This window comes from Arboricoccus pini, from assembly GCF_900187945.1.
Lineage (GTDB): Bacteria > Pseudomonadota > Alphaproteobacteria > Geminicoccales > Geminicoccaceae > Arboricoccus > Arboricoccus pini.
The window spans coordinates 129,636-144,812 of record NZ_FYEH01000002.1; the positions used below are offsets into that span (position 1 = coordinate 129,636).

Below are 15,177 nucleotides of genomic sequence, written 5' to 3' on the forward strand. Positions count from 1 at the left end.
ACCATTCCATTAGCTTGAGCAATGCGGCTCGCAAGCTGCATCGACACTTCGCTATTTGCCTCGCGGTCCCTAGAGCAGCAGTGAAAGGGGCTCTTCGACGAGCTTCTTGAATTCCGCCAGGAATTCGGCACCGAGAGCACCATCCACGACCCGGTGATCGACGGACAGCGTTACCGTCATCATCGTCGCGATCTTGATCTCGCTGCCGACGACAATGGCGCGCTTTTCACCGGCGCCGACGGCGAGGATGCAGGCTTGCGGCGGATTGATGACCGCTGCGAATTCACGAATGCCGAACATGCCAAGATTGGAGATGGAAAAACCGCCACCCTGGAATTCCTCAGGCTTGAGCTTGCCCTCGCGGGCCCGCTTGGCCAGGTCCTTCATCTCGTTCGAGATCGTCGCCAGGCCTTTCTGATCGGCCTTTTTGACGATCGGCGTGATCAGGCCACCTTCGATCGCCACGGCCACCGAGACGTCGATATCCTTGAAGCGAAAGACCTTGTCGCCACCCCAGGCGGCATTGGCGTCAGGCTTGCGCTTCAAGGCCACGGCCACGGCCTTGATGACGAAATCGTTGACCGACAGCTTATAGTCGGCGCCAGCACGCCCATTCAGCGTCGCCCGCATGTCCATCAGCGCATCAAGATTGACGTCGATCGTCAGATAGAAATGCGGGATCGTCTGCTTCGACTGTGTCAGCCGCTTGGCGATCGTCTTGCGCATTGTGTTGAGCTGAATGACGTCATGCGGCGCGCTCGGTACCTCGATCGGTGCCGCGACCGACTCGGCCACGTCCGCCGCCCTCGCCGGCGCTGGACTTGCCGCTGCCGGTGCAGAGGGTGCGGCCTGCACAGGCGTACCCTTTTCGGCAGCCTCAATATCGGCCTTGACGATCCGCCCGTGCGGTCCGCTGCCCTTGAGCCCGGAAAGGTCGATCTTGGCAGCTGCCGCGAGACGCTTTGCCAGCGGGCTGGCAAAAATCCGTCCGCCACCGTCGCTTTGCGGGATGCTGGCGGATGACGGAGACAGATCGGCCCCTCCCGTGCGGCCATCATCCTTTGGCGCGTCGGCGACTTCCGCCGCCACGGCCTTGGCGGGCGCGGATGCCGGTGGCGTCGACGGGACCGAACTGGCCTCAGGCTTTTCCGACGTGCTGCTCCCTGCCGAATTCAGGGTAGCGGGATCTTCGCCATCCTCGAGCAGAAGGCCGATCACCTCATTGACCTTGACCCCCTCGGTACCCTCGGGAACGACGATCTTGCCGAGCTTGCCCTCGTCGACGGCTTCGAACTCCATCGTCGCCTTGTCGGTCTCGATCTCGGCGATGATGTCGCCGGACTTGACCTCGTCACCCTCCTTCTTGAGCCAGCGCGCGAGGTTGCCCTCCGTCATCGTCGGCGACAGAGCAGGCATCAAAATCTTGATGGGCATGACGTTGTTCTCGTTCTGCTGGTCAGTCGCGGTAACAGACGGCCTTGACGGCCGCGACGATATCTTCGACCTGCGGCACTGCCAGCTTTTCGAGATTGGCCGCGTAGGGCATGGGCACGTCCTTGCCCGTCACGCGGGCGACGGGCGCATCGAGATAATCGAAGGCATGCTCCATCATCTGGGCACAAAGCTCCGAGCCGATGCCTGATTGCGGCCAGCCCTCTTCCACCGAGACGAGACGGTTCGTTTTCTTAACGGATTTGACGATCGTCTCGACGTCGAGGGGGCGGATCGTGCGCAGATCGATGATCTCGGCGTCGATCCCTTCCTTGGCCAATAGCTCAGCCGCCTCGAGGATGCGAGCCAGCATCAGCGAGAAGCCGGTAAGGGTGACATCCTTGCCCTGGCGCAGCAGCTTCGCCTTGCCGATCGGCACGACATAATCGTCGAGTTTCGGCACCTCGAAGCTATGACCGTAGAGAACCTCATTCTCGAGGAAGATCACGGGATTGGGATCGCGGATCGCCGCCTTCAAAAGACCCTTGGCATCGGCCGCACTATAGGGAGCCACGACCTTCAGTCCCGGCACGTGGCTGAACCAGGAACTGTATTCCTGGCTGTGCTGGGCGGCTACACGTGCCGCCGCTCCATTGGGACCGCGAAAGACGATGGGGGCACCCATCTGGCCGCCTGCCATATAGAGAGTCTTAGCGGCGGAATTGATGATCTGGTCCATGGCCTGCATGCCAAAGTTCCAGGTCATGAATTCGACGATGGGCCGTAGACCCGCCATCGCGGCACCGACGCCAAGGCCGGCAAAGCCATGCTCCGTGATCGGCGTGTCGATAACTCGCTTATCGCCGAACTCCTCGAGCAGGCCCTGGCTGACCTTGTAGGCGCCCTGATACTGCGCGACCTCCTCGCCCATGAGGAAAACATCGGGGTCGCGCCGCATCTCCTCGGCCATGGCATCGCGAAGCGCTTCACGAACCGTCATCGTGACCATCTCGGTCCCTTCGGGAACGTCGGGCTCGACGGGCTGCGGGCTTTGCTGTGGGAGGGCGGCGCTATCGCCGGCGGGCTTTTTCTCCCCGGCTGGCGCATCAACCTTCTTTACGCTTGCCTCGGCTGATACCAAGGACTCGGATGACTTGCCATTGGGCTGGGAAGTAGCCGAACCGTCAGTCTCATCATCGCCAAGCAAGGTGGCGATCGGCGTGTTGACCTTGACCCCCTCGGTACCTTCGGGAACGAGGATCTTGCCGAGCTTGCCCTCGTCAACGGCCTCGAATTCCATCGTCGCCTTGTCGGTCTCGATCTCGGCGATGATGTCGCCGGATTTGACCTCGTCACCCTCTTTCTTGAGCCAGCGCGCGAGGTTGCCCTCCGTCATCGTCGGGGACAGTGCCGGCATCAGAATTTCGGTGGGCATGCGTAGCCTCCTGGAAAAGAGCGACCCTTGGACCCGAACCAATGGCGGGTCGAGCAAACACGAACGGGACTGGACTTAGGCATCGATCAGGATGTCGGTCCAAAGCTCCTTCGCGTCAGGCTCAGGGCTTTCCTGCGCGAACTTCGCCGCGTCATTGACGATGTCGCGAATTTCCTTGTCGATCGACTTGAAGCTGTCCTCGTCGCCGTGGCCGCCATCGATGATGAGCTTGCGCAGCCGATCGATCGGGTCATGCCGCTCGCGCATCTCCTGGACTTCCTCGCGCGTGCGGTACTTACCGGGGTCGGACATCGAGTGACCACGATAGCGATAGGTCAGGGCCTCGAGAATGAAGGGACCGCTGCCTTCACGAATATGGGCCATGGCCGTTCCAGCGGCTTCCTTGACGGCCAGGACGTCCATGCCATCCACCTGTTCGCCAGGAATGCCGTAGGCGCTGCCGCGATGACAAAGATCGGGCGTGGCCGAGGCTCGCTGGACCGAAGTGCCCATGGCGTAGCGATTATTCTCGATCACGTAGAGGATAGGCAACTTCCAGAGAGCCGCCATGTTGAAGCTCTCATAGACTTGGCCCTGATTAACCGCTCCATCGCCCAAGTAGCAGACGCAAAGCCCGCCATCGCCGCGATATTTATGCGCGAAGGCAATGCCAGATCCCAAAGGCACCTGGGCGGCTACGATGCCGTGGCCGCCATAAAATTTCTTTTCCTTGGCGAACATGTGCATCGAGCCGCCTTTGCCTTTGGAGTAGCCGGCAGCCCGTCCCGTCAGTTCCGCCATGACCCCTTTGGGGTCCATGCCCTTCACCAGCATGTGGCCATGATCGCGATAACCCGTGATCATCGAATCGCGGTCTTCAAGCTGGGTCTGGATGCCCACGGCAACGGCTTCCTGGCCGATGTAGAGATGGCAAAAACCGCCGATCATCCCCATGCCGTAGAGTTGGCCAGCCTTTTCCTCGAAGCGCCGCACCAAAAGCATCTGCCGGTACATGGCCAGCAAGGCTTCTGTCGACGGCGTCTGGCCTGCGGCTTTCGCCGGCGTTTGGCGACTGGCCGTATTTCTCTTCGAGCGCGTCGTTGAGGAGCTGGTTGGCTTGGCACTGCTCATGCGGCGAGCTTTCCTCTGTCTTGGGCGTTTGGCCGGAGAGGTGCGCGCCCTTCAAGGTCACCGCGCCTCCACGATCGTTCGCTATCTTGGGCGGCGATCTCGCGATCGCACGTCATGTCCAGCTAATTACACGAAACGATATAGCGGCAGATAGGCGCAGTTTGCATGGGCGGCAGACCCGGATGGGGCTTTTATCCGTCGCATTTTAATGACGTCCCGCCAGATCGCCTCGGGAACGCTGCTAGCGCGCCTGGTCGCCATGGGCGTCACTCGGCACGACGATTTCTTCGCCCCGGGCGATATAGCCAAGCTCGCGCAGCTTTTCCTCGAGCAGGTCGGGGTCAGCGCGATCCGGTTGCAGCGCCGTCACCTTGGCCTGCAGGTCATCGATCTGGCCGTTGAGTTCCGCGAGCTCGGTCTTATTCGCTTCGAGCTCGCGGCTCTTATCGACCCAGGCGAGCGCACCGCGCTCGCCATGAATCCCATGATAGGCAAAATAGATCAGAAGGAGGAACGCGCCCAGAAGATGCCAATGACGGCGAAGCCAGCGTTTCGTCATATGCATCGCCAAAGCCCCTCCGGCACCCGCCATTTCGACGAGGCGTTCCCCGATCTGGCTTATCATCAGCCGCGGCCTAGCGCTTTGCGGCCAAGATAGATCGCGGCATCGCCGAGATTCTCCTCGATCCTCAAGAGTTGATTATACTTGGCAAGTCGGTCGGAACGCGAGAGGGAACCTGTCTTGATCTGGCCACAATTCGTTGCAACCGCGAGGTCGGCGATGGTCGCATCCTCGGTCTCGCCCGATCTATGCGACATGACCGAACGATAATGCGCGCTCGCGGCCAGGTTCACCGTATCCAAGGTCTCGGTCAGCGAGCCGATCTGATTGACCTTGACCAGGATCGAGTTGGCAATCCCCTTCTCGATCCCTTCCGCCAGGATCTTGGCATTGGTGACGAAAAGATCGTCGCCGACCAGTTGGATCTTGTCGCCCAGCACGTCGCTCAGATGCTTCCAACCGGCCCAGTCACCCTCGGCCATGCCGTCCTCAATCGAGGCGATGGGAAAGCGCGCGGTCAGGCCTTCCAGAAAGCTCGCCATGCCGGCGGCATCGAGGTTCTTGCCTTCCCCTTCCATCGCGTAGCGACCGTCTTTGTAGAACTCGGAGGCGGCACAATCGAGCGCGAAGACGATATCGTCGCCGACCTTGTAGCCCGCGGCGGTCACAGCCTTCTCGAGGAAGGCCAACGCGTCTTCGGCCGACTTTAGGTCGGGCGCGAATCCGCCCTCGTCACCCACATTGGTGTTGTGGCCGGCGTCCTTCAGGCTCTTCCGCAGCGCATGGAAGATTTCCGCGCCCACGCGCAGCGCTTCGCTGAAACTCGCTGCGCCGACGGGCATGATCATGAATTCTTGGATGTCGATCGGATTATCGGCATGCGCGCCGCCATTGATGACATTCATCATGGGCGTCGGCAGCACCCGGGCCCCGACGCCGCCCAGATAACGATAGAGCTCCAGGCCGGAGGCCGATGCCGCGGCCTTGGCTACGGCGAGGCTTGCCCCCAAGATCGCGTTGGCACCAAGCGAGCTCTTGCTCTCGGTCCCGTCCAATTCGATCATCGCCAGGTCGATCGCCGCCTGCTCGACGGCGTCGCGTCCGGTCAGAATGTCGGTGATGGGGCCGTTGACCGCCTCGACCGCCTTTCGGACACCCTTGCCGCCGTAACGGGACTTGTCGCCGTCGCGCAGTTCCAGCGCTTCACGCACTCCGGTCGAAGCCCCCGAGGGGACGGCGGCGCGGCCAACGGCACCGCATGCAAGGCCGACATCGACCTCGATGGTAGGGTTGCCGCGGCTATCCAAGATTTCTCGTCCACGAATCGCGACGATCTCGGTATCACTCATCCAAACAGCTCCGCGCTTTCTTTTAAGCCAACTGAATCAGGGGGCGTTGTTTTGCAAGACCATCGAATGCCTTGAGATCACTCAGCACCTCTTGCAGACGTGCCAGCGGCACCATGTTGGGGCCATCGCTCGGTGCGTGATCCGGATCCTCGTGCGTTTCCATGAAAATGCCCGCTACGCCGATGGAAAGGGCGGCTCGGGCAAGGAGCGGCACGAACTGCCGCTGGCCACCGCTGGTCCCGCCCAGGCCGCCTGGCTGTTGCACTGAATGAGTGGCATCGAAGATCACGGGCCAGCCGGTGGCCGCCAGATACGAGAGTGCGCGCATGTCCGAGACTAAAGTGTTGTAACCGAAACTGACGCCCCTTTCGCAGACCAGGATGCGCTTGGCACCGAAGCTCTCGAGCTTCTTCGAGACCTGCTGCATGTCCCAGGGCGCTAGAAACTGGCCCTTCTTGACGTGGATCGCCCGCCCCGTCGCCGCCGCTGCCGCCAGGAGATCGGTCTGCCGACAGAGGAAGGCCGGGATCTGCAGGATGTCGACGACCTCCGCCACCGCCGCGCACTGCGCGGCGTCGTGCACATCCGTGATGACCGGAAGGTCGAACTCAGCCTTGATCGTGCGCAGTATGTCGAGCCCCGCCGCCATGCCGACCCCGCGCTGGCTCGACGCACTCGTCCGGTTGGCCTTGTCGTAGGAGCTCTTGTAGATCAGCGGGATGTCGAGATTGCGCGTGACCTCGACCAGGGCCGCTGCCGTCTCCCGCGCATGCGCCAGGCTTTCGATCTGGCAAGGACCGGCGATCAAAACGAACGGACGGTCCTGGGCAAAGGTTACGGAGCCTACCTGAACCGGATGCGATGTCATGTTAGACGAGCCTTGATTGCTCCATCGCCGCCTTGATGAAGGCGGCGAATAGGGGATGGGGTGCGGCAGGGCGCGACTTTAATTCGGGATGAAACTGCACGCCCACGAACCAGGGATGACCTGGAAGCTCGATGATCTCCGGCAGTCGACGATCGGGGGACATGCCCGAAAATTTCAGGCCTGCCGCCTGCAGGCGCTCGAGATAGTTGATGTTGACCTCGTAGCGGTGTCGATGCCGCTCGCTGATCCGTGTCTCGCGATAGACGTCGTGGATCAACGAACCCGGCTCGATATCGCAGACATAGGCACCAAGTCGCATGGTGCCGCCTAGATCACCGTCCTGCCCGCGCCGTTCGACCATTCCGTCCCGGTCCCATTCGGTCAGCAGACCCACAACGGGATCGGCGCAAGGGCCGAATTCTGTGGAGCTCGCGCCGTTGATGCCGGCCAGATTGCGGGCGGCTTCCACGCACGCGAGTTGCATGCCGAAACAGATGCCGAGGAAGGGAAGTTTACGCTCACGGGCATAGGTCACGGCAGCAATCTTGCCCTCCGACCCGCGCTCGCCGAATCCGCCGGGTACGAGAATGGCGTTGACGTCCTGAACCCTCGCCCAGGCATCCCCCCGATTGAATTCGTCGGCGTCGATCCAGCGCACATTGACGCGCACATTATTGGCGATACCGCCGTGGACCAGCGCCTCGCCCAGGCTCTTATAGGCGTCGGCAAGGTCGGTATACTTGCCGACAATAGCGACGTTGACCTCGCCCTCGGGACGGCGCACGCGCTCGACAATGCGCTCCCAGCTGGAGAGGTCGATCTCGCCGCTGGCCTCGAGCCCGAGGGCCAGCAGGACCTGCTGGTCCAGGCCCTCAGCGTGATAACTGATCGGCACCTCATAGATCGAGGCGCAATCAAGGGCCGGGATGACGGCCTCCTCGCGCACGCTCGTCTGCAGCGCGATCTTGCGCTTTGCCTCCTCGCTGATCGGATGTTCCGAGCGGAGCAGGAGGATGTCCGGCTGAATGCCGATGCCCCGCAATTCGGCCACGGAATGCTGCGTGGGCTTGGTCTTCAGTTCGCCCGCCGAGGCGATGTAGGGAAGCAAGGTCACATGGATGAAAATGCAATCCTGACGCGGCAGCTCATTCTGCAGTTGGCGCAGCGCTTCAAGGAACGGCAAGCCTTCGATGTCGCCGACGGTGCCGCCGATCTCGCAAAGGACGATGTCGGCCTCGGCCGTGTCGTTGAGCACGAATTCCTTGATGGCGTTGGTCACGTGCGGGATGACCTGCACCGTGCCACCCAGATAGTCGCCGCGGCGCTCGCGCGTGAGGACGGTCCAGTAGATACGGCCCGAAGACACGGTGTCCGTTATTCTTGCGGGCACTCCCGTGAAGCGCTCGTAATGGCCAAGGTCCAGATCCGTCTCGGCGCCATCGTCAGTCACGAACACTTCGCCGTGCTGATAGGGCGACATCGTGCCGGGATCGACGTTGAGATAAGGATCGAGCTTACGCAACCGGACCTTGTAGCCCCGCAATTGCAAAAGCGAGCCCAAGGCCGCGGCGGCTAGCCCCTTGCCCAGGGACGAGACAACACCACCGGTGATGAACACGAACTTGGGCATCAGCTCTTAGGGCTTCCTTGCAAGGAGTTCGACAAAGCCGCGGCGATCACTGTGCCACTGGCGCCTGGGGGCCGGAAGAAGGTGCTGCTGGCTGTGGTGCAGGAGCGGCCGTCGAGGGCTTCTGCGTCGCGTTGCCTTCCGGCGCCGCTGGTGCCGGAGCGGCGGCCGGACCGGCCGGAAGCTCGTCGAGCAAGGAGCGGGTGCGCGGCGTATGGCCGGCGAAGATCGCCAAGGCGAGGCTGGTGGCGATGAAGAGGGCCGCCAGGATGGCGGTCGTCCGTGTCAGGAGATTGGCCGTGCTGCGTCCGGTCATGACGCCGCCCATGTTGCTGCCGCCAAGGCCGCCGAGGGCGCCTCCCTCGCTTCGTTGGATCAGGATCACGCCGACCAGCGCGGCCGCGATGACGATGTGAATGACAAGGAAGATCGCTGACATGGACTTAACGTTTACCACGAGATGAAGGGCAAGCGATGACAAAAGCCGGGCAGGTCCAATGCACTATTGTCCTGCCTGGAAGATCCGCACGAAGCTCTCGGCATCCAGGCTCGCACCGCCGACAAGTACGCCGTCGACGCCTTCGAGCGCGAGGATGGCCGCCGCGTTCTCCGCTTTTACGGAGCCGCCGTAAAGGATCGGAATGCGACTTTCCCTGCCAAAAATGGCATCGAGCCGTTCGCGCACAAAGGCGTGGGCCGAAACGATGTCGGATTCTGAGGGTGTTTTGCCAGTGCCGATTGCCCAGACCGGCTCGTAAGCCACGACCAGTTTGCTGACGTCGCTGCCACGCGGCATGCTGCCATCGATCTGCCGACGCAGGACCGCATCACGCCGCCCGGCGGTGCGTTCATCATCCGTCTCGCCGATGCAGATAACCGTCAGCAGATCCGCACGTGCCGATGCCTCAGCCTTGCCCCAGACGTCGGCGTCCGCCTCACCCAGGCCATGGCGGCATTCGGAATGGCCAAGGAGGACGGCCGTTCCGCCGACGTCCTTGATCATCGGCGCACTGATCGAGCCTGTGAAGGCACCGAAATCTTCGCTGTGAGCGTTTTGAGCGCCGACGATGACGTTGCTGCCCTCAACCGCCAAGATCACCTCGCGGAGAATGGTGGCTGGCGGAAAGATCCCGAGCGTGCCTTTGCCGGGAGCGGTGGCGACAGCGCGCGCGAGCGCCAGACCGTCTTCGCGCAGGCCATTCATCTTCCAATTCCCGAACACGATCGGCCTCTCAAGACTCATTGCCGTCCCTTAGCTTGTCCTGGATTCGCTGCGAGTCCGTATCATAAGGGAGATGTCCTATGCTAGCTCGCGGGCGGCCCATCTCCCGCTCGCTGACGCTAGGAGCCCTTGCGGTTGTGCGGCTGGACATCGCCTTCTATGCTCCGCCGCCGCTCGATCGGCTTTGAATCCGCCGATCCGCTGCGACCTTCGCCCCTTCGCTCTTTGCTCCTCCGGATGTCGTCATGCTCGATGCTCTGCGCAGCCGCGCCTCAAGCTGGGTCGTTAAGATCCTTCTTTTGCTTTTGGTAGTCAGCTTCGTGATCTGGGGCATTGGTGACGTGTTCCGCGGCGATACGTCGACGGACGTCGTTGCCAAGGTTGATGGACTGCCGGTGCGCGCGCCCCTGGTCGAGCGCGAAGCCCGCCAACAAATGAACCAGTTGCAGCAGCAGATGGGCGGCAAGTTGCCGCCTACCCCCGCCATCATGAACAGCCTGCGTCAGCAAGCGCTGAACTCGGCGATCGCCAGGCGGCTGCTCGATGCCCATGCGGCGGATCTGGGCCTTGTCGTCCCGGACGAGCTGCTGGTCCAGACGGTTCGCCAGGAGCCGAGCTTCCAAGATCAAGGCGGCTTCAACCGTCCCCAATTCGAGGCCTATCTCCAGCAGGTAGGCTTTACCGAGACGGACTTCTTCGAGCAGCTGCGTGGCGACATCCTGCGCGGCGACCTCGTAGGCGCGCTGACCGCTGGCGCACGCAGCGCCAAGGCCGCCGCGCAGGTACTGGCAGCCTATCAGAACGAGAAGCGTGCCGGTCGCGCACTGATCGTCGAGAATAGCGCGATGCAGGTGCCGGAGCCCGACGATGCGACGCTCAGCACCTATCTCGAGGCGAACAAGAATCGCTATCAGGCTCCCGAATACCGACGGGTCGAGATTGCAATCGCCGATGCCCAGAGCCTGGCCAGCGAGCAGCAGATCAGCGAGGCCGACGCTAAGACCTATTATGATGCCAATCTCGCGAAATTCACCAAGCCGGAGACGCGAACGGCCGAGCAGTTGCTCGCGTCCGACTCGGCAACACTCGAAGAGGCAGGACGCCAGATTGCTGCAGGCAAGAGCCCGTCCGAGGTCGCCCAGGCGCTGAAGGACAAGGGCGTCAGCTACGCAACGCTCGGCCCGGTAGCCAAAGGCCAACTTCCCGAAAAATTGGATACCTCCATCTGGGGCCTACAACTCCAGGGCGTTAGCTCACCAGTGGAAGATTCTTTTGGCTGGCATCTTATCAAGCTGACGGCAATCGAGCCTGAGATCGTCACGCCCTTTGATCAGGCAAAGGCCCAGATCGAAAAGGATCTGGCGCTGCGGCATGCGAGTGAGCAATTGCCCGAGATCACCAACCAGCTTGACGACGCGCTAGGCGGGGGCGCCAGTCTCGCCGACGCGGCGGCACGCGCTGGCCTCCAAGTGCAAAAAATCGCTGCCGTGGACCGTAACGGCCAGGCACCGGACGGCTCGAAGATTGTGACCCCCACCCTAGATAAGCGCATGCTCGACGAGATCTTCGCCACAGGCGAAGGGCAGACCTCCCTTTTGATCACCGACAATGACGGGCGCTATTTCGTCGTCAGCGTTTCCGCGATCCAGCCGCCGCGCACCAAGACGCTGGCAGAGGCCCGCGACGAACTCGTCAAGGATTGGCGGCAGCAACAGGCAAGCGACGCGGCGCAAAAGCTGGCGGCGGCCCTTCTGGACAAGGCCAAGACGGGTGAATCGCTCGAGGCGCTAGCCGCCGAGAACCCTGGTACACGCCTCGATGCGCTCCCGCTTACGGCGCGCACCCCGCCGAAGGATGCCCCTCCAGCCCCAGAGGCAACGCCCGCACTCTTCGATGCCAGCAAAGGCAAGCCCGTCGACCACGTGGTACCTGTGCAGGGCGGCAGCGCCGTCGTGGTGCTGGACAATATCGAAGCGGCCGATCCCAAGACGGACCTGAAGCCAATCCTGGACGGCCAGACCGCCGGCCTCGCCAACGACCTTATCCAGGACTACGAGGCGGCACTGCGGCAACGCTACGCGATCCAAACCTATCCCCAGGCAATGGCTGCGTTGATGCAGCGTTCGGAGCCCTAGACGCCGTGCTGGTGCAACCCTCCCGCGATTCGTTCATTGCCGCCTTTGAGGCCGGTAGACCCCAGGTGCTCTGGACCACCCTGGTGGCCGACCTTGAGACGCCCGTCTCGGCCATGATCAAGCTGGCCGATGGCCAACCCTACAGTTTCCTTTTGGAGAGCGTCGAGGGCGGCGCCAGCCGGGGGCGCTATTCGATCATCGGCACAAAGCCCGATCTCGTCTGGCGCGCCAGGGGCAACCGGGCGGAGATCAATCGCCGCGTGCGTGCGGATCGCTTGGCCTTCGTGCCCGAGGAAGGCGACACCCTGGCCAGCCTCCGCCGCCTGATCGCGGAATCGCAAATCGAGTTGCCTGCCGAACTGCCGCCGCCCGCCGCCGGTCTGTTTGGCCATATGGGCTACGACATGGTCCGGCTCATGGAGCGCCTGCCCGAGCTGACCGAAGATCGTCTGGGCCTGCCGGATGCCGTCTTCATCCGGCCTGGGATCATTGCAGTCTTCGATACGATCAAGGACAGCGTGGCGGTGGTCACGCCCGTCTACCCGGATCCTGGAATCAGTGCTGCCGATGCCTATGATCGCGCGCGCGAGCGGCTGGCGGATGCGACCGGCAGCTTCGATCGCGGCATCCCCTCCTCGGCCGGACCGACGCCGGGGCCGGTCGGCCAGCCGCAGGCGAACATGACCCGGGCGGCGTATCATGCTGCCGTCGCCAAAGCGAAGGCGTATATCGCGGCTGGCGACATCTTTCAGCTGGTGCCGTCCCAGCGCTTCGAGCTGTCGTTCGACCTACCGCCTTTTGCCCTTTACCGGGCGCTTCGCCGCCTCAATCCATCGCCCTTCCTCTTCTTTCTCGATCTTGATGGCTACGCGCTGGTCGGCTCCAGCCCGGAAATTCTCGTCCGTCTGCGCGATGGGAAAGTCACGATCCGACCTTTGGCCGGCACCCGCAGACGCGGTGAGACCAAGGCCGAGGACGAGGCCCTCGAACGCGATCTGCTGGCCGATCCCAAGGAATTGGCGGAGCATCTGATGCTCCTTGATCTGGGCCGCAACGATGTGGGTCGGGTTGCCAAGGTCGGTACCGTCAAGGTTACCGAGAAGATGGTCGTCGAGCATTACAGCCATGTGATGCACATCGTGTCCAACGTGGAGGGCATGATCCGACCGGAGTTCGACGCTCTCTCCGCCTTGATCGCGGGATTTCCGGCCGGAACGGTGTCAGGCGCTCCCAAAGTGCGGGCGATGGAGATCATCGAGGAACTCGAGCCCGAACGGCGGGGCTTTTATGCCGGCATGGTCGGTTATTTTGCCGCTGATGGCTCGATGGATAACTGCATCGCGTTGCGCACGGCCCTCGTCAAAGACGGCAAGATGTATGTCCAGGCGGGCGGTGGCGTCGTGGCCGACAGCGATCCCGAGGCGGAATATCAAGAAAGCCTCAACAAAGCGCGCGCGCTCCTGCGGGCCGCCGAAGAAGCGGTGCGATTCGCCAGTCGCGGCCGAAGCTAGCGCTGACCCGACGCTGCGGCGACGCGCTCCGCCTCGGCACAGGCCATCGCCGCATCGCCGGCCTTCGCGTGCTGGCAGCGGCGGACATCGATAAGGTCGGTGGCGCTGACGAAAATAGCCTGGCCTCGCATCGTCTTCAGCCAGGTCTCAAGCGCGGCCAGCGTCGCGGGATGGGGGTGGCCGATCGCAAGTGCGCTGCCGCGGCGCTGGGCAATTCGCCAGGTCTCGTCGAGTTGCGCCATGATGGCGCTGGCCGACTGCTGGTTATCGAGAAAGACGTCCCGTGCGGTCGTGGGCATGCCCATCGACAGAGCGCTTGCCTCGGCAACGGATGCAGCGGAAGTCTTGCTGTCCACGAACGCCATCTGCCGGCGGTCGAGCTCGCCCAGGACGATGCGCATGGCATGCGCGTTGGCCGTCAAGCGACTGCCCATGTGATTATTGGCCCCGACCGCGCCCGGCACTCGGCCGAGCGCCCAGGCCGTGCGGGCGCGCAGTTCCTCGTCGCTCAGCGAGCTTAGGAGGGCCTTCGGGCCGGGATCGGCCTTTCCTTCCGGCTCCATCTGCAGATGCACGAAAACCGCGTGGCCGGCGGCCCGCGCGTCGCCGGCCAGCTTCGCCGTCTCCTTGCCATAGGGAAGGAAGGCCAGCGTCACCGGTGCCGGCAGCCTGATGACTCGCCTGGCGGCAGGAATATCCAGCCCAACATCATCGATGATGATGGCGATGACGGGCTTGCGCGCCTGGCTCTGTCGCGTCTCCGGGTTGTCGCTCGGTGCCACCGGCGGCAATGCGGCTGTGGTCACGTCAGGACGGGGCTTAGGCTCGGCCAGCGGTGCGGCGGGCTGTTCGGGAACGGTGCGGGCCTGAGTGGGGGGCTCTGCCGGGGGCTGCTCCTCCATTTGCCGTGTCGCCGGTCCTGGAGCCGCCTGGCGCAGGCTCGGCAGGGGCTCGGTGCGCGCAGTCGCAGCATCGCGCAACGCCCGCTCGGCATGGCCGGCCACCCAGTGATATGTCCCGTAGAGGCCGCCCCCCACGACCAGGAGGGCGACCGCGACGATGGCCAGACGCCGCCAGTCGAAGGCGGCCAACAGGCTGAGCCATGCCTTGCGACGTGCCGGGCGACGCGATCGTGACCCGCTCTTTCGCTTGCGATTGGCCGGTCGGCCACCTTTAACGGCCAAGGCTGCCTCCGAGCGCAAGGATGGGAGCAAGGGCCATCTCGGCCGGCGGCGTCTCGCTCTTGACGCCACACGGTGCTGGGGTCTTCTTAGGCCCCTCGTTCGAGATCAACCGCTTATCCTTCCGGGTGGGGCAGCAATGCTTCTTCTGATCGACAATTATGACAGTTTCACCTGGAACTTGTACCACTACCTGGGCGAGCTCGGTGGCGAGGTCGAGGTCCAGCGCAACGACCAGCTGACCGTCCAGGAAGCCCTGGCACGAAGGCCTTCCGCCATCGTCGTCTCGCCCGGCCCCTGCGACCCGGACCGTGCCGGCATCTCTCTCCCGTTGATCCGCGCCGCCATCGGTCGTTGCCCTATTCTGGGAGTGTGCCTCGGCCATCAGGCTATCGCCCAGGCCTTCGGCGCCAGCATCGTCAGGGCACCCCTTCCGATGCATGGGAAGATCAGCCAGATCGAACACGATTCGACTGGTCTTTTCAAGGGATTGCCCTCGCCTATTGAGGCAACACGTTACCATTCTCTTTGTGCCGCGCCCGCAACCATACCCGATGAGCTCGTCGTCAACGCGCGCAGTCAGGACGGTGTGATCATGGGCCTGCGCCACAAATCCTTGCCGATCCATGGCGTCCAGTTCCATCCCGAGAGCATCGAGACACACCAGGGCAAGGCTCTTTTGCGCAACTTCATTGCGTTGCTCCCCGCCCTGGAGGCGGCGTGAG

The 15,177-nt window shown here is 63.0% G+C and carries 13 protein-coding genes; 3 read left to right on the forward strand and 10 right to left on the reverse strand.

The window, feature by feature from the left end; translation table 11 throughout:
- Positions 1-69: 69 nt before the first annotated feature.
- From CFB17_RS03390 to tpiA, 9 genes are all read right to left on the reverse strand, one after another.
- Positions 70-1,434, reverse strand: a complete 1,365-nt coding sequence (locus CFB17_RS03390) for a pyruvate dehydrogenase complex dihydrolipoamide acetyltransferase (RefSeq protein WP_088559994.1) — start codon at positions 1,432-1,434, stop codon at positions 70-72.
- 22 nt (positions 1,435-1,456) lie between these two features.
- Positions 1,457-2,866, reverse strand: coding sequence for a pyruvate dehydrogenase complex E1 component subunit beta (locus tag CFB17_RS03395; RefSeq protein WP_088559995.1), 1,410 nt, complete (start codon positions 2,864-2,866; stop codon positions 1,457-1,459).
- A 75-nt stretch (positions 2,867-2,941) separates the two neighbouring features.
- Positions 2,942-3,997 (reverse strand): pyruvate dehydrogenase (acetyl-transferring) E1 component subunit alpha, encoded by a 1,056-nt coding sequence (gene pdhA / locus CFB17_RS03400; protein WP_088559996.1) that lies wholly within the window; start codon positions 3,995-3,997, stop codon positions 2,942-2,944.
- 241 nt (positions 3,998-4,238) lie between these two features.
- Positions 4,239-4,622 (reverse strand): FtsB family cell division protein, encoded by a 384-nt coding sequence (locus tag CFB17_RS03405; RefSeq protein ID WP_088559997.1) that lies wholly within the window; start codon positions 4,620-4,622, stop codon positions 4,239-4,241.
- Complete coding sequence (gene eno, locus CFB17_RS03410; protein WP_088559998.1) at positions 4,622-5,908, reverse strand: phosphopyruvate hydratase; 1,287 nt, start codon at positions 5,906-5,908, stop codon at positions 4,622-4,624. Before eno ends, CFB17_RS03405 begins: the two co-directional genes overlap by 1 nt.
- A gap of 22 nt (positions 5,909-5,930) precedes the next feature.
- A complete protein-coding gene (gene kdsA / locus CFB17_RS03415; RefSeq protein ID WP_088559999.1) occupies positions 5,931-6,776 on the reverse strand; it encodes a 3-deoxy-8-phosphooctulonate synthase in 846 nt (281 codons plus the stop codon).
- 1 nt (position 6,777) lies between these two features.
- Positions 6,778-8,406, reverse strand: a complete 1,629-nt coding sequence (locus tag CFB17_RS03420; RefSeq protein WP_088560000.1) for a CTP synthase — start codon at positions 8,404-8,406, stop codon at positions 6,778-6,780.
- A 46-nt stretch (positions 8,407-8,452) separates the two neighbouring features.
- Entirely contained in the window at positions 8,453-8,842 is a 390-nt protein-coding gene (gene secG / locus CFB17_RS03425; RefSeq protein ID WP_088560001.1) for a preprotein translocase subunit SecG, read from the reverse strand.
- A 63-nt stretch (positions 8,843-8,905) separates the two neighbouring features.
- Positions 8,906-9,646, reverse strand: coding sequence for a triose-phosphate isomerase (gene tpiA / locus CFB17_RS03430; protein WP_088560002.1), 741 nt, complete (start codon positions 9,644-9,646; stop codon positions 8,906-8,908).
- Between the two features lie 224 nt (positions 9,647-9,870).
- On the opposite strand from tpiA, the gene CFB17_RS03435 reads away from it, so the two are divergent.
- Positions 9,871-11,760, forward strand: coding sequence for a peptidylprolyl isomerase (locus tag CFB17_RS03435; protein ID WP_088560003.1), 1,890 nt, complete (start codon positions 9,871-9,873; stop codon positions 11,758-11,760).
- A 5-nt stretch (positions 11,761-11,765) separates the two neighbouring features.
- Positions 11,766-13,271 (forward strand): anthranilate synthase component I, encoded by a 1,506-nt coding sequence (trpE, locus tag CFB17_RS03440; protein WP_088560004.1) that lies wholly within the window; start codon positions 11,766-11,768, stop codon positions 13,269-13,271.
- On the opposite strand, the gene CFB17_RS03445 is transcribed toward trpE, so the two are convergent.
- Positions 13,268-14,362, reverse strand: a complete 1,095-nt coding sequence (locus CFB17_RS03445; RefSeq protein WP_165769402.1) for a divergent polysaccharide deacetylase family protein — start codon at positions 14,360-14,362, stop codon at positions 13,268-13,270. The two genes, trpE and CFB17_RS03445, sit on opposite strands and share 4 nt — an antisense overlap.
- A gap of 229 nt (positions 14,363-14,591) precedes the next feature.
- Between CFB17_RS03445 and CFB17_RS03450 the strand changes: the two genes are divergently transcribed.
- Positions 14,592-15,176 (forward strand): anthranilate synthase component II, encoded by a 585-nt coding sequence (locus CFB17_RS03450; protein ID WP_088560006.1) that lies wholly within the window; start codon positions 14,592-14,594, stop codon positions 15,174-15,176.
- The last annotated feature ends 1 nt before the right edge of the window (position 15,177 follow it).

What these genes read in the sequence shown, in the direction of transcription:
- secG (WP_088560001.1), bottom strand. Translation starts at nt 8,842, where the DNA reads ATGTCAGCGATCTTCCTTGTCATTCACATCGTCATCGCGGCCGCGCTG.
- CFB17_RS03390 (WP_088559994.1), bottom strand. Translation starts at nt 1,434, where the DNA reads ATGCCCATCAAGATTTTGATGCCTGCTCTGTCGCCGACGATGACGGAG.
- CFB17_RS03405 (WP_088559997.1), bottom strand. Translation starts at nt 4,622, where the DNA reads ATGATAAGCCAGATCGGGGAACGCCTCGTCGAAATGGCGGGTGCCGGA.
- CFB17_RS03450 (WP_088560006.1), top strand. Translation starts at nt 14,592, where the DNA reads ATGCTTCTTCTGATCGACAATTATGACAGTTTCACCTGGAACTTGTAC.
- eno (WP_088559998.1), bottom strand. Translation starts at nt 5,908, where the DNA reads ATGAGTGATACCGAGATCGTCGCGATTCGTGGACGAGAAATCTTGGAT.
- CFB17_RS03435 (WP_088560003.1), top strand. Translation starts at nt 9,871, where the DNA reads ATGCTCGATGCTCTGCGCAGCCGCGCCTCAAGCTGGGTCGTTAAGATC.
- tpiA (WP_088560002.1), bottom strand. Translation starts at nt 9,646, where the DNA reads ATGAGTCTTGAGAGGCCGATCGTGTTCGGGAATTGGAAGATGAATGGC.
- pdhA (WP_088559996.1), bottom strand. Translation starts at nt 3,997, where the DNA reads ATGAGCAGTGCCAAGCCAACCAGCTCCTCAACGACGCGCTCGAAGAGA.
- CFB17_RS03395 (WP_088559995.1), bottom strand. Translation starts at nt 2,866, where the DNA reads ATGCCCACCGAAATTCTGATGCCGGCACTGTCCCCGACGATGACGGAG.
- kdsA (WP_088559999.1), bottom strand. Translation starts at nt 6,776, where the DNA reads ATGACATCGCATCCGGTTCAGGTAGGCTCCGTAACCTTTGCCCAGGAC.
- CFB17_RS03420 (WP_088560000.1), bottom strand. Translation starts at nt 8,406, where the DNA reads ATGCCCAAGTTCGTGTTCATCACCGGTGGTGTTGTCTCGTCCCTGGGC.